Source organism: Modestobacter sp. URMC 112, from assembly GCF_053502575.1.
On record NZ_CP199957.1, the window covers coordinates 3372013 to 3393531 of the forward strand.

The 21519-nt window shown below is 75.1% G+C and carries 22 protein-coding genes; 15 read left to right on the forward strand and 7 right to left on the reverse strand.

From position 1 onward, the window contains the following. Positions 1–101: 101 nt before the first annotated feature. Positions 102–320, forward strand: coding sequence for a hypothetical protein (locus ACWIX6_RS15910; RefSeq protein WP_448613405.1), 219 nt, complete (start codon positions 102–104; stop codon positions 318–320). A gap of 145 nt (positions 321–465) precedes the next feature. Then, the gene (locus ACWIX6_RS15915; RefSeq protein WP_448613406.1) at positions 466–912 is read left to right on the forward strand and encodes a hypothetical protein; all 447 of its coding nucleotides are present in this window, start codon (positions 466–468) and stop codon (positions 910–912) included. Between the two features lie 27 nt (positions 913–939). Here ACWIX6_RS15915 and ACWIX6_RS15920 read toward each other — a convergent pair whose 3' ends face one another. Further along, positions 940–1194: a hypothetical protein gene (locus ACWIX6_RS15920; protein ID WP_448613407.1), complete on the reverse strand. Its 255-nt coding sequence runs from the start codon at positions 1192–1194 to the stop codon at positions 940–942. A gap of 112 nt (positions 1195–1306) precedes the next feature. Between ACWIX6_RS15920 and ACWIX6_RS15925 the strand changes: the two genes are divergently transcribed. From ACWIX6_RS15925 to ACWIX6_RS15940, 4 genes are read left to right on the forward strand one after another with little or no spacing between them, the layout of a single operon-like run. Next, complete coding sequence (locus ACWIX6_RS15925; protein ID WP_448613408.1) at positions 1307–2386, forward strand: sigma-70 family RNA polymerase sigma factor; 1080 nt, start codon at positions 1307–1309, stop codon at positions 2384–2386. Further along, positions 2383–3297 carry an STAS domain-containing protein gene (locus ACWIX6_RS15930; RefSeq protein ID WP_448613409.1) on the forward strand — a complete coding sequence of 305 codons (915 nt, stop codon included), beginning with the start codon at positions 2383–2385 and terminating at the stop codon, positions 3295–3297. Before ACWIX6_RS15925 ends, ACWIX6_RS15930 begins: the two co-directional genes overlap by 4 nt. Continuing rightward, entirely contained in the window at positions 3294–3701 is a 408-nt protein-coding gene (locus ACWIX6_RS15935) for an STAS domain-containing protein (protein ID WP_448613410.1), read from the forward strand. The genes ACWIX6_RS15930 and ACWIX6_RS15935 overlap by 4 nt, the downstream gene beginning before the upstream one ends. Next, positions 3698–3988: a phosphatase RsbU N-terminal domain-containing protein gene (locus ACWIX6_RS15940; protein WP_448613411.1), complete on the forward strand. Its 291-nt coding sequence runs from the start codon at positions 3698–3700 to the stop codon at positions 3986–3988. Before ACWIX6_RS15935 ends, ACWIX6_RS15940 begins: the two co-directional genes overlap by 4 nt. A 101-nt stretch (positions 3989–4089) precedes the next feature. Here ACWIX6_RS15940 and ACWIX6_RS15945 read toward each other — a convergent pair whose 3' ends face one another. Beyond that, complete coding sequence (locus ACWIX6_RS15945) at positions 4090–4386, reverse strand: hypothetical protein (protein ID WP_448613412.1); 297 nt, start codon at positions 4384–4386, stop codon at positions 4090–4092. 247 nt (positions 4387–4633) lie between these two features. On the opposite strand from ACWIX6_RS15945, the gene ACWIX6_RS15950 reads away from it, so the two are divergent. From ACWIX6_RS15950 to ACWIX6_RS15985, 8 genes are all read left to right on the forward strand, one after another. After that, entirely contained in the window at positions 4634–4993 is a 360-nt protein-coding gene (locus ACWIX6_RS15950; protein ID WP_448613413.1) for a hypothetical protein, read from the forward strand. Between the two features lie 27 nt (positions 4994–5020). Next, positions 5021–6016 carry a PfkB family carbohydrate kinase gene (locus ACWIX6_RS15955; RefSeq protein WP_448613414.1) on the forward strand — a complete coding sequence of 332 codons (996 nt, stop codon included), beginning with the start codon at positions 5021–5023 and terminating at the stop codon, positions 6014–6016. 452 nt (positions 6017–6468) lie between these two features. Next, a complete protein-coding gene (locus ACWIX6_RS15960; RefSeq protein WP_448613415.1) occupies positions 6469–8259 on the forward strand; it encodes a DUF4331 domain-containing protein in 1791 nt (596 codons plus the stop codon). 132 nt (positions 8260–8391) lie between these two features. Further along, positions 8392–9228, forward strand: coding sequence for a class F sortase (locus ACWIX6_RS15965; protein ID WP_448613416.1), 837 nt, complete (start codon positions 8392–8394; stop codon positions 9226–9228). Positions 9229–9230: 2 nt separating this feature from the next. Continuing rightward, complete coding sequence (locus tag ACWIX6_RS15970) at positions 9231–10544, forward strand: tetratricopeptide repeat protein (RefSeq protein ID WP_448613417.1); 1314 nt, start codon at positions 9231–9233, stop codon at positions 10542–10544. Between the two features lie 20 nt (positions 10545–10564). Then, positions 10565–12259 carry a hypothetical protein gene (locus ACWIX6_RS15975; RefSeq protein ID WP_448613418.1) on the forward strand — a complete coding sequence of 565 codons (1695 nt, stop codon included), beginning with the start codon at positions 10565–10567 and terminating at the stop codon, positions 12257–12259. A 107-nt stretch (positions 12260–12366) separates the two neighbouring features. Next, positions 12367–13998: a glycoside hydrolase family 13 protein gene (locus ACWIX6_RS15980; protein WP_448613419.1), complete on the forward strand. Its 1632-nt coding sequence runs from the start codon at positions 12367–12369 to the stop codon at positions 13996–13998. A 116-nt stretch (positions 13999–14114) separates the two neighbouring features. Then, positions 14115–15074: a dioxygenase family protein gene (locus ACWIX6_RS15985; protein WP_448613420.1), complete on the forward strand. Its 960-nt coding sequence runs from the start codon at positions 14115–14117 to the stop codon at positions 15072–15074. A gap of 16 nt (positions 15075–15090) precedes the next feature. On the opposite strand, the gene ACWIX6_RS15990 is transcribed toward ACWIX6_RS15985, so the two are convergent. Beyond that, entirely contained in the window at positions 15091–16635 is a 1545-nt protein-coding gene (locus ACWIX6_RS15990) for an MFS transporter (RefSeq protein WP_448613421.1), read from the reverse strand. A gap of 236 nt (positions 16636–16871) precedes the next feature. On the opposite strand from ACWIX6_RS15990, the gene ACWIX6_RS15995 reads away from it, so the two are divergent. Further along, positions 16872–17261 (forward strand): STAS domain-containing protein, encoded by a 390-nt coding sequence (locus ACWIX6_RS15995; protein ID WP_448613422.1) that lies wholly within the window; start codon positions 16872–16874, stop codon positions 17259–17261. A gap of 12 nt (positions 17262–17273) precedes the next feature. On the opposite strand, the gene ACWIX6_RS16000 is transcribed toward ACWIX6_RS15995, so the two are convergent. The 4 genes from ACWIX6_RS16000 to ACWIX6_RS16015 all read right to left on the reverse strand — a co-directional run bounded on the left by ACWIX6_RS16000 (position 17274) and on the right by ACWIX6_RS16015 (position 21490). Next, complete coding sequence (locus tag ACWIX6_RS16000) at positions 17274–18008, reverse strand: GAF and ANTAR domain-containing protein (protein ID WP_448613423.1); 735 nt, start codon at positions 18006–18008, stop codon at positions 17274–17276. A 194-nt stretch (positions 18009–18202) separates the two neighbouring features. Then, positions 18203–19687, reverse strand: a complete 1485-nt coding sequence (locus ACWIX6_RS16005) for a mannitol dehydrogenase family protein (RefSeq protein ID WP_448613424.1) — start codon at positions 19685–19687, stop codon at positions 18203–18205. Next, complete coding sequence (locus tag ACWIX6_RS16010) at positions 19684–20730, reverse strand: LacI family DNA-binding transcriptional regulator (protein WP_448617003.1); 1047 nt, start codon at positions 20728–20730, stop codon at positions 19684–19686. Before ACWIX6_RS16010 ends, ACWIX6_RS16005 begins: the two co-directional genes overlap by 4 nt. A 31-nt stretch (positions 20731–20761) precedes the next feature. Then, positions 20762–21490: an SDR family oxidoreductase gene (locus ACWIX6_RS16015; RefSeq protein WP_448613425.1), complete on the reverse strand. Its 729-nt coding sequence runs from the start codon at positions 21488–21490 to the stop codon at positions 20762–20764. Positions 21491–21519 lie beyond the last annotated feature (29 nt).

Genomic DNA, 21519 nt, shown 5'->3' on the forward strand with positions numbered 1-21519 from the left:
AATACCGGCCCGGCACCGGCGTCAGCAGGCTGGTCCTGCCGACCCGACCGGGGCGGCCCCGTCCCAGCATCGGTCGCGGTCGCGACCGGGAAGGACCCCCGATGTCCGCGATCGCACACCCCACCGGCCGCACGTGGGCAACCACCCACCGGGCCCTCGTCCTCACCCTCTCCGTCGTCCTGCTGCTCGTCGCGGTGGCCGTCACCGCCACCACCGTGCTGCTCGCCCGGGACACCAGCGCGCCGGCGCTCGCGCCCGGCGGCCTGGACTCCTCCGTCGTCGACACGTGCTCCGGCGCCCCGGTCGGCTCCGCCTGCTGAGCAGGCGGGGATGCGGTGCCGGCCCGGCGTCCGGGGGTCGCCGGGCCGGCGTCGGCGGGGCTAGCGTGGCCGGGCACGTGCCGGCCTCCCGTCGCCGCCCGCGGCAACGGTCCCTTCCCGTCGCCCGCACCGCTGGAGACCGCGGATGACCGAGTTGCTCACCCGATACCGCGGCGCAGTCATGGCCGCGGCGTGCGTGACGGCCCTGGGCGGCTGCGGCGAACGCGGGCTGTGCCCGGGGCGGGCCTTCGAGATCGACATCCTGGTGCGCCTGGCGGAGGAGTGGGAGGCGACCGGCGACGTGCTGGTCACGGTCGGCTATCCGGCCTCGGCGGAGTGCGGTTTCCTCCGCGGCCCGGTGACCGACGACGCGGTGCCCTTCACCACGATCTCGACGGTGCTCCGGCCGGAGGAGGTCTACGTGCAGGTGACGGACGCGGAGAGCGGGCGCGAGGTCGCGCACCACGTGCTCCCGGTCGAGTACGTGCCGACGGGCCGGCAGAACCACTGCGGCAGCGGACCGGCGTCGGCCGAGGTGACCGTGCCCTACGACCCGCCGGAGGCACCGGGGACGGCGGCAGCGACGCCGTAGCCGGCCGGCGCCGACCGCAGCGCGGTCTCAGCCGGCGCGCTGCAGCGACGCCGTGGTGACCTTGCGGCAGTCGGCGCAGGCGGTGCGCCCGGCACCGAGCCGGTCCCAGCGCAGCGAACCCCACACCTGGACGATGGCGCCGCACACGGCCAGTTCCACCTCCCCGTCCAGCTCGTCAGCCGGACGGTGCGCCTCGACGGCGTGCCAGGAGGCCGGCTGGTCGACCGGTTGGGCCCACGACCGGCGGTCTGGCCGGGCGAACCCGACGACGTAACTCCCCATGGCTCCAGTGTGCCTCGCGACACACCGGTCGACCACCGGGAGCGGCGTCGATCCGTCGGCTCCGGCTGCTCGGGAGCCGCGGGGAGGGCCGCCCCGGCGTAGCGTCCGGCCGGTGGGCGTGGTGCGGGCTGCGTACGGGGACGAGGACCCCGCGCCGCCGCCTGACGTCACGAGGCTGATCCCGATGGTCCGGCGGGTCATCGCCGCCCGGGTGGGCGACGAGGCCCTGGCCGAGGACCTGGTCCAGGAGACGCTGACCCGCGTGCTGACCGCCGCTCCCCGGGTGGAGCCGGGCATGCTCGAGCCGTACGCCATCGTCACCGCGCGGAACGTGGTCGCCTCGCAGTGGCGGGAGCAGGACCGGCACCGGCGCAACCAGCACCGGGTGGCCGACCTCCGGCTCCCCGACGCCCCCGACACCGACCTGCTCGCCCGCGAGGAGCAGAGCGCTGTCGCCCGTGCCCTCGAGCGCCTGTCCGAGCAGGAGCGCCAGATGCTGCTCGCGCACGAGGTCACCGGCCAGGACACCCGCTCGCTGGCCGGCGAGCTCGGCTCGACCGCCGGGGCGGTGGCCGCCCAGCTGAACCGGACGCGCGCCCGCCTGCGGGTCGAGTACCTGCTGGCCCTCGACCGGGTGGAGCCGCCGACCGACCGGTGCCGCCCGGTGCTGCTGGCGCTGTCCGGCGGCGACCGGCGTCGGCAGCGCGAGGTCGACGCCGGGCGGCACCTGCTGGAGTGCGAGCTGTGCGCGCGGCTGAGCGGCCCGCTGATGGCGCGCGGCCAGCACCGCGACGACGAGGTGTGCATCCCGATCCGGTCCGACGCCGACATCGTCGCCGCTCGCCAGGCCGCGCGGGAGCTCGCCTCCCGGCTCGGGTTCTCCCGAACCGACCTCACCCTGATCGCGACCGCGGTCTCGGAGATCGCGCGCAACATCGTGCGCTTCGCCGACTCGGGCGAGGTCATCATCGACCTGGTCGACCGACCCCGGCGCGGGGTGCACGTCGTCGCGCGGGACACCGGCCCGGGGATCGCCGACGTCGCGCAGGCCCTGACGGACGGCTACAGCACCTACTCCGGGCTCGGGCTGGGGCTCCCCGGCGCCCGGCGGCTGATGGACGAGTTCGCGGTGGTCTCGGAGGTAGGCCGGGGCACGACGGTGACGATGACGAAATGGTGTGGTGAGCGATGAGGACGGACCAGGGCAGTACCGGGGCGGGGCAGGTCACCGAGGACTTCCCGGCGATCGACCGCGCGGACGAGGACCAGCTGCTGCCCCAACTGGTCGCCCACCTGCGGGAGCACCGGACGAAGCTGCGCCAGGAGTGGGCCGGCCGCATCCAGGACTCCGGCCTGCTGCACACGATGACCTCGCAGGAGATGGCGGCGGAGACGACGTCGGTCTACGACAACTACGTCGAGGTCCTGGAGACCGGCAGCGTCGAGGCGCTCCAGCGCTACGCCCGTGACCTGTCCGAGCGGATCATCCCGCGCGGCGTCGAGACGCACGAGGTGGTCGGGATCGTGCTGCTGCTGCGCGACGTGCTCGCCCGGTCGCTGTTCGAGAAGTACCAGCGCGACTTCGGTCTGCTCAACCGGGTGCTGGACGCCTACGAACCGGCCGCCAACCGCATCGCCAACACCGTCGCGGTGAGCTTCGTCGACGAGCGGGAACGGGTCATCCGGCAGCAGCAGGACTCCATCCGGGAACTGTCCACGCCGGTGCTGCCGGTCCGGGAACGACTGCTGATCCTGCCGATGATCGGCGTCCTGGACAGCGAGCGCGCCCGCCAGCTGACCGAGCAGCTGCTGACCGGCATCCGCACCCACCGGGCGAAGGTCGTGGTCATCGACATCACCGGGGTCCCGGACGTCGACGAGTCCGTGGCCAACCACCTGGTCCAGACCGTAGACGCCTCCCGCCTCATGGGGGCCAGCGTCATCATCACCGGGCTGTCGCCGCTCATCGCGCAGACCCTGGTCACCATCGGCGTGGACCTCAGCAAGATGGACACCATCGGCGACCTGCAGGGCGGGCTCGAGGAGGCCGAGCGGCTGCTCGGCTACGCGGTGACCCGGCAGAACGGGCTGGCCGGGCCGTGAACGGCGGGCCGAAGCTCGTCTCGATCCTGCGACAGGGGCCCTACCTGATCGCCTCGATCCACACGGCCCTCGACGACACCCAGATGGTCCGGTTCCGCGAGGACCTCATCGAGCAGATTGGCCAGCACCGGTCCCGCGGGGTGATCATCGACGTCGCGGCGCTCGACGTCCTGGACTCGTTCGGCGCCCGCACCCTGCGCACGATCGGGGAGGTGGCCCGGCTGCGCGGAGCGCTGACCATCATCGTGGGGATCCAGCCGGACGTCGCCTTCGCCATGGTGTCGCTGGGGATGTCGACCGGCACGCTGGTCACCGCCCTGGACCTGGAGGAGGGGCTGGAGTACCTCGACCACCACGTCACCCGCCGGGGCGTGGTGGCGGACGGGCGCGTCCCGCTGGGATGACCGGGCTCGAGGGCCTGCGGCGGAACTACCGGGTGGCGTTCCTCCGGTACCTGCCCCGTCGGGAGGAGGCCGCCCTGGCCCGCGGGTACGAGCTGGGCCGGGCCGCGGTGACCGAGGGCCTGAGCATCCTGGAGCTCGCCCAGGTCCACCACGAGGTGCTGCTCGAGGCGCTCCGCGAGACGCCGGCCGAGGACCTGGGCCAGGTCGCGACCGCGGCCTCGGAGTTCTTCCTGGAGGTGCTGGCCACCTTCGACATGGCCCAACGCGGCTTCCTCGACGGGCGGTGACCGGGTCGGGACGCGCCAGGGCCCCCGGTCGGTGAGCGGGTTCAGAGCTCACCGGCCGGGGGCTGGGGCGGCGCAGCGGGGGATCTGCGCCGGGTCTGTGGCTAGTTCTGGGTGAACGTGACCGGCGCGCCGTTGTTCTCGCAGACAGTGCGGGTCGCGCCACTGCGGTCGACCGCCCGGCCGAGTACGGCCACCGGGCCCACGCTGACGCCGCAGATGTTGGCCGCGACCTGAGCGGCCAGCGCGACGTTGACGTCCTCGAGGATCGTCACGTCGCCGACGTTGACGTTGATCAGCCCGTCCTGGACGGGCTGGGCGCTCGCCGGGGAGGCGATGCCGACGGCGAGGACGGTGCCGGCGAACAGGGTGGCGATGGACTTCTTCGTGTAGCTGGCCATGGCGGGTGCCTCCTGGGGAGTCCTTCTCGACCCGCGGCGCCGACCTGCCGCTGCGGGCTTGCACTGGAGAAGACACCTCCGGACGGCGGGCATGACGCGACCGGTCCCACGGGCCGCGACCTCGGCCGCGCGGGATGCACCGCCGGACCGGGGCCCACGGGGTCTCGGTCGAGGCCTCCGCAGGTCCGGCTCGGCCGGGGCCCGCGTCATGCGCGGGGCACCGCGGCGTCCGGGGATCCTCGCCGCCGTGACCGGCCGGCGCGCTACCGTCGTCGGGGACGCGGAGGGGGTGCCGGTGGAACCGTTGAGCCTGCTGGTGGGCGGGGTGCTGCTCGGGGCGGGGTACCTGGCCGGCCGGCTCGGTGCCCGGCGGGCCCGGCGCGCACAGCCCCCGGACGTGCCGCTCGCCGTCTGCGGCTGCGGACACTCGCTCAGCCAGCACGACCCCAAGGCGGCCACCTGCCACGCCGAGGTGGCCCGCCCGGCCTACGACCGGAAGGGCCGCTGGGCCGGGAACGACTGGGTGGCCTGCCGGTGCCGCCAGTACATCGGTCCGCGGCCGATCGAGGAGGTCTTCGCCCCCCGGCTCCTGCCGCCCCAGGACTGACCGGCGCCCGCTGGCTACGGTGGAACGGTGATCACCGTCTGCGGCGAGCTCGTCATCGACCTCATCCCCGCCCGGTCCGCCGCCGCGGACGGGGACGGGGGGCCACCGCAGTACGCCGCCTTCCCCGGCGGCAACGCCCTCAACGTGGCGGTCGCCGCTGCCCGGCTGGGCAACGTCGTCCACCTGATGTCCCGTGTCGGTCCCGGGCCCTTCGGCCGGCTGCTGCGCGACCACGCCGTCCGGTCCGGGGTCTCGCCGGACGCGCTGCTGCCCGCCCCGGAACCGGTCAGCCTGGCCGTCGTCGAGCTGGCCGCCGACGGCTCGGCCGACTACTCCTTCCACACCCGCGGCGCGGCCGACTGGCAGTGGACCCCCGAGGAGCTGTCCGCCGCCTGGCCGGCGGACACCCGGATCGTGCACGTCGGCTCCATCTCCAGCTGGACCCCGCCGGGTTCCCGGCACATCGCCGACCTGGTCCGCCGGCTCCGCCGGGACGGCACCGCGCTGGTCAGCTTCGACCCCAACGTGCGCCCCGGGCTGATCGATGACGAGGCCGCTGTCCGGGCCCAGGTGGAGGACCTGCGGCGGACGGCGGACGTCGTCAAGGTCAGCGCCGAGGACCTGGCCTGGCTGGAGCCGGGCGTCGACCTCGACGAGGCGGCCGACCGCTGGGCCGCCGACGGACCGGCGCTGGTGGTGGTCACCGACGGTGGGGAGCCGCTGCGCGCCGCGCGCCCGTCCCGTCCGCTGCTGCGCCGCCGGCCGCCGCGGGTGCCGGTGGTGGACACCGTCGGCGCCGGCGACAGCCTGGCCGCCGGCCTCTTCTCCGGTCTGGTGGCCACCGGCACGCTCACCCGCGCCGCCCTGCTCGACCTGCCCGACGAAGAGCTGGCCGCCCTGCTCGACGACGCCGCCCTGGTCGCCGCGCTGGCCTGCACCCGGGCCGGCGCCGACCCGCCGACGCGGGCCGAGCTCGAGGTGGCGCGCGCCGAGCACGCCGGGGACCGAACTCCCCCGTCCTGACCTCGCGCACGACCACGGCCGGGCCTGACGGTCGCCCGCCCCGAGCAGGAGCACCGCCCGGATCGGCGACACGCCGCGCGGGGCGGACGGTGCCCGTGTGACTGCCCGGGCGAATGGTGCACACGTGCCGGGAGCGGTCCGGAGTGACGCGAGACGCCATTCGGTATGCCTGCGCCACGCCATTCCCGGCGTAGACCTGACAAGCCGCTGAGCTGCGGATCGGCACGAACAGGTTCCACATCAGACGGTCGAAGACCATCTGGTTGGACACCCCCGGAATGGCGTCCGCCGCCCGTCGTCCGTCCCTACCTTGTGCACATCGCAGCAGAGCAACGGAGCTCTCATCGTCTCCCCGACGAGCATCTCCACCGTCTGGTGACCCTTACCGGCTGTCTGCGATCCATGTCGGTACACGCCGCCCGGACCACGGGCCGGCAGCGAAGGGACGGCAGATGACCGAGCACGAGAAGACCCGGCAGAGCGGTGGCACCCGTGCCGTCGCCCTGCTCTCCGCCGGAGGGGTGCTGGCCGGTTCCGCCGTCGTCGGCCTCCTCCCCGGCCTGGCCCAGGCGTCCAGCCACCGGGAGGCGCCGCTCATCGCGGCCGACCCGGCGGTGGACAACACCGACGTCTACGCGTTCACCAGCCCCGAGGACCAGGACACGGTCACGCTGATCGCCAACTGGACCCCGTTCGAGGAGCCCAACGGCGGCCCGAACTTCTACCCGTGGGCCGAGGGCGCCGCCTACGACATCAACATCGACAACGACGGCGACGCGGTCGCCGACATCGTCTACCGCTGGCAGTTCAGCACCGACGACCAGCGCGGGACGGACACCTTCCTCTACAACAACGGGCCGGTCACCTCCCTCGACGACGCCAACCTGCTGTTCCGCCAGAGCTACGACCTGTCGGTGAGCCTGGCCGGTGCCCCCTTCGTCCCGGTCGTGACCGACGCCAAGGTGGCGCCCTCGTTCACCGGCCCCAAGGGCATGCCGGACTACGCGGCGCTGCGCAACGAGGCCATCACCGCGCTGCCCGGCGGCGGCAGGTCCCTCGCCGCCCAGGCCGACGACCCGTTCTTCGTCGACCTGCGGGTGTTCGACCTGCTCTACGGCGCCGACCTGTCCGAGACCGGTGAGGACACCTTGGCCGGCTACAACACCAACACCATCGCGCTGCAGGTCCCCAAGGCCGAGGTGGCGCTGAACGGCAACGCCAACGCCTTCGACGACAGCACGCTGCCCGGCAACCCGGTCATCGGCGTGTGGAGCACCACCTCCCGGCCGTCGATGACCACCCGCAACGCCGACGGCACGGTGACCAGCTCCGGGTCCCTCCAGCAGGTCTCCCGGCTGGGCCAGCCGCTGGTCAACGAGGTCGTCATCCCGACCGGCCTGAAGGACGCGTTCAACGCCATCACCCCGGCCGACGACGCCAGCATCCCCGCCGTCGTGGACCGGGTGCTCGAGCCCGAGGTCCCCGGGCTGATCGAGGTCATCTACGGCATCCCGGCGCCGGCGACGCCGCGGTACGACGTCTTCGAGGTGTTCCTCACCGGCGTCACCACCGCGGTGGACGTCGACGGTGACCCGGGGACGGCCAACCCGATCACACTGGACCTCAACTCCCAGGCCAACAACGCCGACGCCGACCCGTCGACGTTCCAGCCGTCGGAGATGCTGCGGCTGAACATGTCCACCCCGGTCACCGCCTCGCCGAGCCGGCTGGGCGTCGTCGGTGGCGACGTGCAGGGTTTCCCGAACGGCCGTCGCCTCGGTGACGACGTCCTGGACATCGAGCTCCTCGCGCTGGAGGGCGTCTACGACGTCAACGACATCCCCGCCGACCGGGCCGCGGCCGGGGTCGCCGCCCTGGCCGGTGGCGACGGCGTGAACCAGAACGGCCCGGGGTTCAGCAACACGTTCCCCTACGTCGGCCTGCCCAACACGACCGCCGTCAACGGTGGCGCCTCGGTCGGCGACGGCAACCCGCAGCCGGTCCCGCCGGCTGCCGCCCCCGCCGGCAACGCCGGCACCCCCGCGGCCGCCGCGGCCGGCGGCCAGGCGGCCGCCAACCGCTACCCCGTGGGCGGCGTCGAGACCGGTGAGGGTGGGCTGGCAGGCACCGTCGTCCCGGCCCTGACCGGCTCGCTCGCCCTGGTGCTCCTGGGCGCCGGCGGGTTCTCCCTGGTCCGCGGTCGTCAGCAGCGCAGCACGGCGACCCCCACCGCGGAGGTCTGACCCGCTCCCCGGCCGTGGGTGTGGGGGCACCGCCCCCACACCCACGGCCTCCCCTCACGGACGAACCCTCACCGCCGTCCGCCCCCGCTCCCGCGGGAGCGGACGGGAGGCAGCAGACCGAAGGAGGCCCCCGTGGCCAGCACCCCCGAACAGCCCTGGTACTCCCCCGACGAGCACGTCCCCGACCGGCCCGCCGGCGAGGACACCCCGTTCCTCGACGCCGAGCCGGCCCAGCACGACGCCGACGGGCACGACGACGACCTGCGCCCCCGCCGCCGCATCCCCGCCTGGCTGCTGCCCACCGTGGCCGCGCTCGTGGTCGGCATGCTGATCGGCTCCTTCTTCTTCGGTGGCTCCGACGCCACCGCCCGGCCGACCGCCGTCGGCGCCGTCCCCACCGACGCCTCCGGCCAGCCGGTCCCCCACGTGGTCACGTCGCTGACCCGGGCCGAGCCGGTGCAGGTGGACATCCCGGCCATCGGGGCGAGCTCGTCGCTGGTCGACCTCGGCCTCAACGGTGACGGCACACTGGAGACCCCGGTGGACTTCTCCAAGGCCGGCTGGTTCACCGGCGGCAACTGGCCCGGCGACCCGCAGGGCCCGCCCGCGCTCATCGCCGGCCACGTGGACGACCACACCGGCCCGGCCGTGTTCTACAAGCTGCGCGACCTCGCCGCCGGCGACGAGGTGCTGGTCACCCGGGCCGACAACACCGTGGCCGTCTTCACCGTCACCGAGAGCCAGCAGTACCCGAAGAACGCCTTCCCCGCCGACCAGGTCTACGCACCGGTCGGCGACTCGGAGCTGGTGCTCATCACCTGCACCGGCGAGTTCGACGACACCGCGCGGTCCTACCGGGACAACCTGGTCGTCCGCGCCACGCTGGACATGGAGCGGTCACTGGAGGAGAGCGACGACCGGGTCGCCTCCGGCCAGCCCGCGCCCGCCGGTCCGCTGGCGAACGTCTGACCGTGCGCAGGCGGACAGCGGTGAGCGCGGTGCTGGCCGGAGGCCTCTTCCTGACCGTCTCGGCGGCGGGCTTCCACACCCTGGCGGTCGACGCCGCGGCCCGCGGGCAGCAGCAGACCGTGGCGTCGGAGGAGCGGGTCGACCCGCTGACCGCCTCGATCGCGGCCGCGCAGCAGCGGCTGGCCGACGTGCCCGGAGATCACGAGACCTGGGCGCACCTCGGCCAGGCCTACGTGGAGCAGGCCCGGGTGACCGCGGACCCGTCGTTCTACGACAAGGCGGACGGCGCGCTGCGCGAGTCGCTCGCCCTGCGCCCGGAGGGCAACGACGCGGCACTGACCGGTCAGGGCGCACTGGCCAACGCCCGGCACGACTTCGCCGCGGCCGCCGACCTCGCCGGACGGGCGGTGGCGGTCAACCCGTACAACGCGACCACCTGGGGCGTGCTCACCGACGCCCGCACCCAGCTGGGCGACTACGCCGGGGCCACCGACGCGCTCCAGCGGATGCTCGACCTGCAGCCGGGCACCGCCTCCTTCACCCGGGCGTCCTACGACGCGGAGCTGCACGGCGACCTGGTCAACGCCCGGTCGGCGCTGGAGCAGGCCCTGGAGGCTGCGCCGGACGCCGCCGGAGCCGCCTACTGCCGGACCTACCTGGGTGCGCTGGCCTTCGCCACCGGCGACCTGGACGAGGCCGCGGACCAGTTCGCCGCCGGCCTGACGCTGGTCCCGGACGACCCGGCCCTGCTGCTCGGCCGGGCCCGGGTGCTCGCCGCCCGCGGCGAGGCCGCCGCCGCGGTCGAGGCGTTCCGGTCGGTGGTCGACGCCCAGCCGCTCCCGGAGCACCTCGTCGAGTTCGGCGAGTACCTGGAGTCCCTCGGCCGGGACGCCGACGCCGCCGGGCAGTTCGCCCTGGTGGCCACCGTCCGGCAGCTCTTCGCCGCCGGTGGGGTGTCCGACGACCTGTCCACGGCGCTGTTCGCCGCCGATCACGACGACCCGGGGACGGCGGTGGCGGCGGCCGAGGCGGAGTTCGCCCGGCGGCAGAACGTCGACTCGCACGACGCGCTGGGCTGGGCGCTGCACAGCGCCGGCCGGGACGCCGAGGCGCTGGCGCACGCCCAGGCGGCCACCGCCCTCGGCGGGCGGAACGCGCTGTTCCTCTACCACCGGGGCGTCATCGAGGCCGCCGTCGGCCGGTCCGACGAGGCCCGGGCCACGCTCACCGAGGCACTGGACGCCAACCCGTACTTCTCCCCGCTGCACGCCCCGCGCGCGGTCGAGCTGCTGGAGTCCCTGGGCGGCAGTCGGTGAGGCGGACCCGCACCCTTGCGGTGGCCCTGACGGCGGGCGCGCTCTGGGCCGCCGTGCCGGCCGGGACGGCGCAGGCCCATCCGCTGGGCAACTTCACGGTCAACCACTCCGCCGCCGTCCAGGTCTTCCCGGACCACGTCGAGCTCGCCGCGGTCGTCGACCGGGCGGAGATCCCCGCGGCCCAGGCGCTGCAGACCATCGCCCCCGACGGCTCGCCGGACGCCGACCAGCTCACCGCCGCCGCGTCGGCCGGGTGCGCCGACGTCGCTGACGCCCTGGTCGCCACGGTCGACGGCGCGCCGCTGCGCTGGCAGGTGGCCGGCACGACGATGGACGTCGTGCCCGGCGCCGCGGGGCTGCCCACGCTGCGGCTCGGCTGCGACCTGCGGGCCGACGCCGACCTGTCCGAGCCGGCCGAGCTCACCGTCTCGGACTCCCACCTCGCCGACCGGGTGGGCTGGCGGGAGATGACCGCGGACGGCATCGGGGTCCGGCTCGTCGACTCCCCGGTGCCCGCCGACAGCGTCACCGACCAGCTGCGCACCTACCCCGACGACCTGCTCGCCTCGCCGCTGGACGTCCGGTCGTTCACCGTGTCCACCACACCGGGCGAGGGCACCGGGAGCGCGGCGACCTCGGCGGCCGCCGCACCCGGCGACCCGTTCAGCACGGCTCTGGCCGCCCTGGACCGCCGGCTCGAGGACCTCATCGGCGACCGGGAGCTCACCCCCCTGGTCGGCACCTTGGCGGTGCTGCTGGCGGTGCTGCTCGGCTGCGGGCACGCGCTGCTCCCCGGCCACGGCAAGACGGTGATGGCCGCCTACCTGGCCGGCCGCAGCGGCCGCAGCCGGGACGCGGTCACCGTCGGCGCCACCGTGACGGCGACGCACACCGCCGGCGTGCTGGTCCTGGGCCTGGCCGTGTCGGTGTCCAGCTCGCTGGCCGGGGACCAGGTGATCCGCTGGCTCGGCGTGGTCAGCGGCCTGATCGTGGCGGGCATCGGCGCGGTGATGCTCCGCGGCGCCCTCCCCCGCTGGCGGGCCGCACGGTCACTGCGGGTCCCCGCCACCGTGGCCCTGCCCGAACCGGCGCTCGCCGCGGCGGCGCACGTCCACGGGCACGCCGACCACGGGAGGCACTACCACCACGAACACCACGACCACCACGACCACCACGACCACCACGGGCACGGGCACGGGCACCACGAGCACGGGCACGACCACGAGCACGACCACCACGGGCACGCCCACGAGCACCACGAGCACGGGCACGACCACGACCACGACCACGACCACGACGGGCACGGCCACGGCCACGGCCACGGCGGCTGGTGGTCGGGCGGGCACGACCACGGCCCGGGGGGACACTCGCACGGCCCCGGCACCGGGCGTGGCGGGCTGATCGGCATGGGCATCGCCGGCGGGCTGGTCCCCAGCCCCTCCGCGCTCATCGTCCTGCTCGCCTCGATCGGCCTCGGGCGGACCGCGTTCGGCGTCGTCCTGGTGCTCGCCTACGGCCTGGGCATGGCCGGCACGCTGACCGCGGTCGGCCTGCTGCTGGTCCGGCTCCGCGGCCGGCTGGCCCGCCGGGCCGCCGGCCTCTCCAGCGGCCGATTGCTCGGCCGGGTCGCGCTGGCCGCCCCGGTGCTCACCGCGGCGCTGGTGCTCGTGGTGGGCGTCGCCCTGGCGGCGCGCGGCATCGTGCTCGGCGCCTGACGGCACGGCCGCGCGCCGGTCGGCTTGTCACCTTCCGCCAGGAAACGCCCGCGAGTTCAGTGACCTGGAGCACACGCAGCCGCGGGCGGAGTGCCGATCCTTGTTCCATGGCACGTCGGCTCGCCACTGCGCGGACAGCTCCCGACCAGCAGGTCGGCGCCCGGGGACGGCCGGCGCCCTGGTGGCAGTCGGCGGTGGTCTACCAGGTGTACCTGCGCTCCTTCGCCGACAGCAACGGCGACGGCATCGGTGACCTGGCCGGGCTCCGCTCGCGGCTGCCCTACCTCGCCTGGCTCGGCGTCGACGCGCTGTGGATCAACCCGCACTACCCCTCCGGCGGGGCCGACGGCGGCTACGACGTCGTCGACTACCGCGCCGTCGACCCCGACTACGGCGACGTGGCCGACCTCGAGGCGCTGGTGGCCGACGCCCGCCGGCTCGGCCTGCGCGTCGTCCTGGACGTCGTCCCCAACCACACCTCCGACCGCCACCGCTGGTTCCAGGCCGCGCTCGCCGACCCCGACTGCCCCGAGGCCGCCCGCTACCACTTCGCCCCGCCGTCGGAGGAGCCGCCGAACAACTGGCAGTCCCTGTTCGGCGGACCGGCCTGGTCGCGCACCCCGGACGGCCGCTGGTACCTGCACCTGTTCGCCCCCGAGCAGCCCGACCTCAACTGGCGGGACCCCGCAGTGGCCGCGGACTTCGAGCGGACGCTGCGCTTTTGGCTGGACCGCGGCGTGAGCGGCTTCCGCGTCGACGTGGCGTACGGCCTCTACAAGGACGCCGGGCTGCGGGACAACCCGGGCAGCTACTCCCCGACCCTGTTCGGGCACGGCCCCGAGCAGGCGATGACCTGGAACCAGCCCGAGGTGCACGACGTCTGGCGCAGCTGGCGGGCGATCTGCGACGAGTACCCGGACACCATGCTGGTCGGCGAGGTGTGCCTGGCCGACCTCGAGCAGGTCGCGCTGTACTCCCGCCCCGACGAGATGCACCAGTCGCTGTCGTTCCGGCTGCTCAAGTCGCCGTGGGACACGGCGTCCTTCGCCGACGCGGTGCAGTCCGCGCTGCAGGCCTTCACCGGCGTCGGCGCCCCGGTGTCCTGGGTGCTGGGCAACCACGACAAGGAGCGGCAGGTCACCCGGTTCGGCGGCGGTGCGGTGGGCACCGACCGGGCCCGCGCGGCCGCGCTGCTCGTGCTCGCCCTGCCGGGGTCGGCCTACCTCTACGCCGGCGACGAGCTGGGGCTGCCCCAGGCCGCCGTCCCGGACGAGGCCAAGCGCGACCCGATCTTCTTCCGCAGCGGCGGCGCCCGGGCCGGCCGGGACGGCTGCCGGGTCCCGATGCCGTGGAACGACTCGGCGGGGGTCGGCTTCTCCCCCGACGGCTCGGCCCCGTCCTGGCTGCCGGTCCCGGCCGACTGGTCGGAGTACGCGGTGTCCCGCCAGGCCCGGGACGGCGGCTCGATGCTGACCCTCTACCGGCGGGCGCTGGCCCTCCGCGCCGCGCACCCGGCCTTCGGGGCCGGCACGGCGACGGTCACCACGGACGGCGACGTGCTGACCGTGCGCTGCGTGACCGCGACCGGGGCGGTGCGCTGCGTGGTCAACATGGGATCCGGGACCGTGCTCGTCGGCGGCGCCGGCTCCGTCCTCCTCGCCTCCACCACCCGGGTCCGGCACGCCGGGGGCAGCATCGCGCTGCCGGCGGACAGCGCCGTGTGGACCGTCGAGGACTGAGGAAGGAACCCTCTGCCGCCGGCGCGCACAGCGGGGGCTCAGCGACACCACGGGCTGCGCCTGGATCGTCCCCGGAGACTGACGGCTGACCGCAGTCGCACGCACCGGGGGACCCCATGACGCACCAGCCGCAGCCTGACACCCGACCGACCTACCTGGGCCGGCCCCTCGTGCGGCCCGCAGAGGAGGTCGTCGACCAGGGCCTCGGGTTCGACCTCGCCACCCTGGTGGACCGCCGGCAGGTGCTCCGCCTCCTCGGCCTGGGCGTGGCCGGCGTGGGACTGGCGGCCTGCGGCAGCGGATCGGGCAGCGGGACGGCGGCCGGCTCGTCGGCAGCCGGCTCCACGACGACCACGTCCGGGGAGATCCCCGACGAGACCGCCGGTCCCTATCCCGGCGACGGCTCCAACGGACCGGACGTGCTCGCGCTGAGCGGCATCGTCCGCAGCGACATCCGGTCCAGCTTCGGCGGCGCCACCGGCACCGCCGAGGGCGTGCCGATGACGCTGGAGCTGCTGGTCAGCGACATCGCCGGCGGCGGGGGCCCCTTCGAGGGCGTGGCCGTCTACGTCTGGCACTGCGACCGGGAGGGCAGGTACTCGCTCTACTCCGAGGGTGTCGAGGAGGAGAACTACCTGCGCGGGGTGCAGGTCGCCGACGCGTCGGGTCGGGTGGCCTTCACCAGCGTCGTCCCGGCCTGCTATCCCGGCCGCTGGCCGCACGTCCACTTCGAGGTCTACCCGGACCAGGCCGGCATCGCCGACGCCTCCACCGCCATCGCCACGTCGCAGGTCGCCCTGCCGCAGGCGGTGTGCGACACGGTGTACGCCGAGCCCGGCTACGAGACGTCGGTCGGCAACCTGGCGCGACTGAGCCTGGACAGCGACGACGTCTTCGGCGACGACAGCGGCGCGAGCCAGCTCGCCACCGTGACCGGTGACGTGCGCGGCGGCTACACCGTCACGCTCGCCGTCGGCGTCGACACCGCGACTCCCCGGACCGGCGGGCAGCTCTCCGGCGACGGTGCCCCGGCCGGTGGCCCCGGCGGTCCCCCGCCGGCCGGCCCGACGTCCTGACCCGGCCCCGCGACCGTCAGCTGCGCGGGTGCACCGGCGGGTCGGCCACCCCGCAGTACGGGCACTCCTCCACCCGCAGCCGCCCCCCTGGGTGCGCGGCCCCGGCGGGGACGGCGTCGAGGTCGGGAGCCGGCTCCACCTCCTCGCCGAGCGGGCGGCGGACCAGGACGGCGGCCACCACCGCACCGGTGACGAGCAGCGCCGCGCAGATGACCATCGCCGTCCGGAAGCCGGCCGCGAACGCGGGTGGGTCGGTGTAGTCGTCGCCGCCGATCCCGGCCACCACCGGGACGACGGCCAGCGCGAGCAGCCCGGCGGCCCGTGCGACCGCGTTGTTCACCCCGGAGGCGACGCCGGCGGACCCGCCGGGCGCGGCGTCCAGCACGGCGGCCGTCAGCGGCGCCACCAGCAGCGTCAGGCCGGCGCCGAACAGGGCCACGGCCGGGAGGACGTCGGTCAGGTAGGACGCGCCGGGCCCGATCCCGGTCATGACCAGCACGCCGCCGGCCGCCAGGGTCGGTCCGCCGACCAGGAACGGCCGGGGCCCGAACCGCTGGGCCAGCGCCCCGGCCCGGGCGGAGAACAGCAGCATGAACCCGGTGACCGGCAGCAGCGCGGTGCCGGCGAGCAGCGGGCTGAACCCGGCGACCACCTGCAGCTGCAGCACGAGCAGCACGAACAGCACGCCGAGCGCGGCGTACACCAGGAAGGTCACCGCGTTCGCCGCGGTGAACTGGGCCGACCGGAAGAGGACGGGCGGGACCAGCGGGTGCCGGGACCGGCGCTGCACTCCGGCGAACGCCACCAGGGCGACCGCACCGACGCCCGCCCAGGCCCACGCGCCGGCTCCGCCCGCGGGGTCTCCGGCCGCGGTCAGCGCGTAGGTCAGCGTCCCCAGGCCGAGCGCGACGAGCACCGTCCCGGCCCAGTCCAGACCCGGCGCGGCGTCCGGGTCGCGCGACTCGGGCACGTGCCGGGCAGCCACCGCGATGACCAGCGCGGCCAGCGGCAGGTTGACCAGGAACACCGCGCGCCAGTTCCACTCGACCAGCCAGCCGCCCAGGAACGGCCCGGCCGCCCCGGCCACCCCGCCCAGCCCCGACCAGGCGCCGACGGCCGCGGCCCGGTCGGCACCGGAGAAGGACGCCGAGATGATGGCCAGGCTGCCCGGGGTCAGCAGCGCTCCCCCGACGCCCTGCAGGGCCCGGGCCACGATGAGCGTCCCGACGTCGGGCGCCAGCCCGCAGAGCAGCGACGCCGAGGCGAACCAGCACACCCCGACGACGAACACCCGGCGCCGGCCGAACCGGTCGCTGAGCGAGCCGCCCACCAGGATCAGCGACGCCAGGGTGAGCGTGTAGGCGTTGACGGTCCACTGCAGCCCGGAGAACCCGGCGCCGAGGTCGGCGCCGATCCGCTCCAGCGCCACGTTGACCACGGTGGCGTCCAGCATCGCCATCCCGGAGCCCAGGACGGTGGTGAGCAGCACCCACCGCGCCTGCGGCGTGCCCATCACCAGGCCGCCGGCGGGCGGCCCCTCGGCCTGCGCCGACCGGGACATCGCGACCTCCGTCCGAGCCCGGACGACGAGCCGGGGCCAGTCTGGCGCTCCCCCGCCGTCCGGTCCACCGCACCGGTCCCCATCGCCGGCTCACGTCCGCGGGCCACCCCGCAGCGCGGCAGGTCACGGGAAGGAGGCGGGAGGCTCGACCGTCACCTCAGGCGCTTTACGACGTAAACTCATCTGCTGGACGGTCGAGGCAGCGGCTGACTCCCGCCGACCAGTGCGGAGGCCCGATGACGGAAGCCCGTCAGCTCGACGACCCCACGACCTTCGACGTCCAGGCCACGGCCGCACCGGCGGGCTGGGTCGTCACCGTCCGCGGCGACGTCGACGCCGGCACCGCTCCCCGGCTCGGGGACCTGCTGCTCGACGTGCTCTCCCGCCCCGGCACCGCCGACGTCGTGCTGGACCTGCGGGAGGTCACGTTCCTCGACTCCGCCGGCCTGACCGCGCTCGTCGCCACCCACCAGGCGGCGCGCCGGGCCGGGCGCCTGGTGCACGTCGTCCCCGGCACCGCCCGGGCCGTCGTCCGCCCGCTGCAGATCACCGGGCTGGACACCGTCCTCGACATCGTCGACGCGCCGCCTGGGGACGGTGCGCGCACCGGGCCCGGGGGCGGCTGAGCGACCCCGCCCTCAGCTGGCCGTGTCGGCGACGACGGACAACCGCTCCACCGGCACGTCGCGGTCCACCACCCGGGCGGCGAGGTCGTCGAGGGTCAGGCCCTCGCCGTAGGCGTGCGCCCGCAGCATCGCCAGGGCGTCGGGGCTGGTGACCCCCAGGCCGGTGTTGACGAAGCCGATGGCCTGCCAGACCAGGGACCGCCGCCCGGCGGCCGGCGCGTCCAGCCAGGCCGGGCCGTCCGCGTCCGCGGAGGTCCGGCCGTTCGTCGCGCGGAGGGCCGCGGTCACCTGACCGGCCACGGCCCGTCCGAGCGCTAGGTCCAGCCGGCCGGGGTCGTGGGGTGGCACCAGGTAGAGGTCCAGCACGCCCAGGTCGCTGAACTCGTCGGCCAGCGGCAGCGAGACCACGCTCCGGATGGGGGTCCGGCTCACCAGGTCGTCGTGGAAGACCGGCCACCGGGTCCGGATGTCGTGCTCGTCGGCCACGACCACCTGCCCCTCGGCGTGCGAGGACAGGCACGGCCCCTCCCCCACCGTGAACTGGAGCCGCTCGGCCACGGCCGACGTCGGGTCGCTGGCCCCGAGCGGGAGCCGGCGGTCGGGGGCGAAGAACAGGCTGATGCCCGCGCCGTCGACGGGCAGGACCTGCGTGCAGGCCCGGGCCAGGCGCTCGGGCAGCAGCTCCAGGCCGGGCAGCTCGTCGGCGGCGGCCTCGACGGCCTCGGTGAACTGCTCGGTGATCGACATCGGTCTCCTCGGCCCCCGCTGCCGGGCCGCGCCCCCCACGGGGCGCGACTCCTGGTGCGGTACGGCCGGCTCTGCTCACCGGCGTGCCGACCCTGCCCGTGCGCGGGGCTGCCCAACCGAGATCCCGGCCACGGCCTCCGGCGACCGCCCGCCGGGCCGTGCGAGTCGGGACCCGGGCAGCCGGGCCGTGCCCGTCAGGACCCGAGCAGCCGGGCCACCGCCCCGCGGGCCCCGAGCTCCTCGAGCAGCCCGGTGGCCCGCAGGAAGGAGGCCCGGAACCGCTCGTCCCCGGCGAGGTCGCCGAAGACCTCGGGGACCGACAGGACGGCGAGCGGGTCCTCGTCCCGGTGGCGCAGCAGCGGCGCGAGCCGGTCCAGCCGGGCGTCGACGACCTCGATCGGGGCGCCGTCCTCGTCCGTCCCGGCGGCGTAGCGGGCCCAGGCGGCCACCGCGAGGACAGCGAGGTCGCACGGGCCGCCGCGGCGCAGCTGCTCGCGGACCACGGGCAGCACGAAGGTGGCGATGCGTTCGGAGCCCTCGGCGCAGTTGCGGGCCAGCGTGTCGCTGACCGCCGGGTTGGCGAAGCGTTCCAGCAGGACGCGCCGGTAGGCGTCGAGGTCCGTGCCCGGCACCGGCGGCAGCGTGGGCGTGGCCTCGGTGCGCATGTACCGCTCGACCAGCTCGGTGAACAGGCCGTCGGCCATCACCTCGTCGACCCGGCGGTACCCGGCGAGGTACCCCAGGTAGGACATCACCTGGTGGCTGGCGTTGAGCAGCCGCAGCTTCATCAGCTCGTACGGGCGGACGTCGTCCACCAGCTGGACGCCCACCTCCTCCAGCGGCGGGCGGGCGTCGCTGAAGTGGTCCTCCAGCACCCACTGCAGGTACGGCTCGGCCACAACCGGCCACCGGTCCTGGACGCCGGTCTGCGCCGCCAGCCGTCGCCGGTCCTCGTCGGTGGTGGCCGGGGTGATCCGGTCGACCATGGAGCTGGGGAAGGCCACGGTCGCCTCGATCCAGCCGGCCAGGTCGCCGCCGGTGTGCTCGTCCTGGAGCCGGGCGAACTCCAGCAGGGTCTGCCGGGTGAGCGCGCCGTTGTTCTCCACGTTGTCGCAGGAGACGACGGTGAACGGGGGTGTCCCGGCGTCGCGTCGCCTGCGCAGCGAGGCGGTGAGCAGGCCGAACGCGGTGCGGACCTCGGGGCTGACCAGGTCGGCGCGCAGCGCCTCGTCCAGCCGGAAGCGGCCGGTGGCCTTGTCGGTGCTGTAGCCCCCCTCGGTGATGGTCAGGGTGACCAGCCGGGTGGCCGGCGCCGCCATGGCCGCCACCACCGCCTCGGGGTCGTCGACCAGCATCAGGTGCTCCAGCAGCGACCCGACGACGCCGGGCTCCAGCGACCCGTCCGGGTGCTTGAGCACCAGGGTGTACAGCCCGTCCTGCGCGCGCAGCGCCTCGTTGAGGGCGCGGTCGACCGGCAGGACCCCGACACCGGTGATGCCCCAGGAGGTGTGCCCGCGGGCGAGCAGCCGGTCGAAGTAGACCGCCTGGTGCGAGCGGTGGAAACCGCCGACACCCAGGTGGACGACGCCGCTGCTGACCGCGGCGCGGTCGTAGGGCGGGCGCCGCATCGCCTCGGGCAGGGTGGCCAGGGTGCCGGCGTGCAGCGGGATGGCGGTCACGGGGTGGGCTCCTCGTCGAGCGGGGGCGGGCGGCGGTCCGGGGCGGAGCACGGGAACAGCGTCGAGGACCGGTCCGGCGGCCAGCACGACCGCCGCTCCACCAGCCGGACGGGGACGACGGTCCGTCGCCGGAAGCGGCGCCCGGGTGCCGCCAGCCGCTCGAGCACCCGCTCGGCGGCCAGCCGCCCCAGGGCGGCGGGGTCCTGGTCGACGACGGTCAGGGCGGGCGAGAGCATGTGGGCCATCGGGAAGTCACCGAAGCCGACGACCGCCCAGCGGCGCCCGGCCAGCGCCGGGACGAGCGTTATGGTCGTGCGCGCGTCGGCGCTGAACAACGCCGTCGGCGGCGGGCCGGCCGCGGCGAGCCGGCCGGTCACCCGCTCCGCGCCGGCGGCGTCCGCGGCACCGAAGGCGACCAGGTCGTCGTCCTGCTCCAGGCCGGCGTCCGCCAGCGCCGACCGGTAGCCGGCCAGCCGCTCGGCGGTCGTGGACATCCGCGGGCTGTCGCCGACGAAGGCGATCCGGCGGTGGCCGCGCGAGACCAGGTGGGAGACGGCCGCCCGGGCGCCCTCGCGGTCGTCGCCGGTGAAGGCGTCCGCCGCCAGCCCCTGCGGGGGTCGGTCCACGAACACCACCGGGAGCCGCGCCGCCCAGGACCGCAGGTGCCGGTGGTCCTGCCCGGTCGGGGCGAGGACCAGCCCGCTCAGCGAGCGGCGCAGCAGCGACTCCAGCGCACCGGTCTCCCGCTGGGCGTCGTACCCGAGGCTGGTCACCACCACGGCCATGTCGGCACGCGCCGCGACCTGCTCCACCGCCGTGGCGAGGACGGCGAAGAACGGGTCGGCGAGGTCGGGCACCGCCACCCCGAGGACCGGCGCCCGGCCGGCGCGGAAGGTGCGCGCCAGCGGGTTGGGCACGTAGTCCAGCTCCCGCAGCGCCTCCGCCACGCGCGCCCTGGTCTCGGGCAGCACGTGCGGGTCGTCGTTGAACACCCGGGAGACCGTCTTGGCGCTCACCCGGGCGCGGGCGGCGACGTCCCGCATCGTGCTCACGGCTGCCGCCGGCGGACCGGGCTCAGCGGGCGGTGTAGCCGCCGTCGATGGGCAGCGACACCCCGGAGATCATCGACGCGGCGTCGCTGAGCAGGAACACGATCGGCGCGGCGATCTCGTCCTCGGTGGCCCAGCGGCCCAGCGGCATCTGGTCGAGGAAGGGGCCCTCGATGTCCGGGCGACCCCAGTACCAGGCCGACATCGGCGTCATCACGACAGTCGGGTTGACGCTGTTGACCCGGATCCCGTACTTGCCGAGCTCGAGGGCCGAGACGCGGGTGATGTTGTCCAGCGCCGCCTTCGACGAGCCGTAGGAGATGTGGCCGGACAGCGCCACCAGGCTCGCCTGGCTGGACACGTTGACGATCGCCCCGCCCCGGCCCAGCCGGACCATCGTGGCCGAGGCGTACTTGGTCACCAGCAGCGCGCCCCGGGCGTTGATGCTGATGACCTTGTCGAAGACCTCGATGTCGGTCTCCATCGGGGTGGCGATCTCCCCGCCGAACCCGCCGCAGTTGACCACGCCGTAGAGGTCCAGGCCCTCCAGCGCACCGCGGACGCTGTCCTCCGACGTCAGGTCGAACGCCAGCGTGCGGCAGCCGGTCGCCCCGGCGAGCACCTCGAGGGCCTCGGCCTTCCGGCCGCTGGCGACCACGTCGGCGCCGGCCGCCACCAGGTGGCGGACGGTGGCCCCGCCGATGCCCCCAGTGGCGCCGGTGACCAGCACGGTGCGGCCGTTGAAGTCCGTCATGGTCAGCGCGTCTCCTCGGGGTCCGGCCC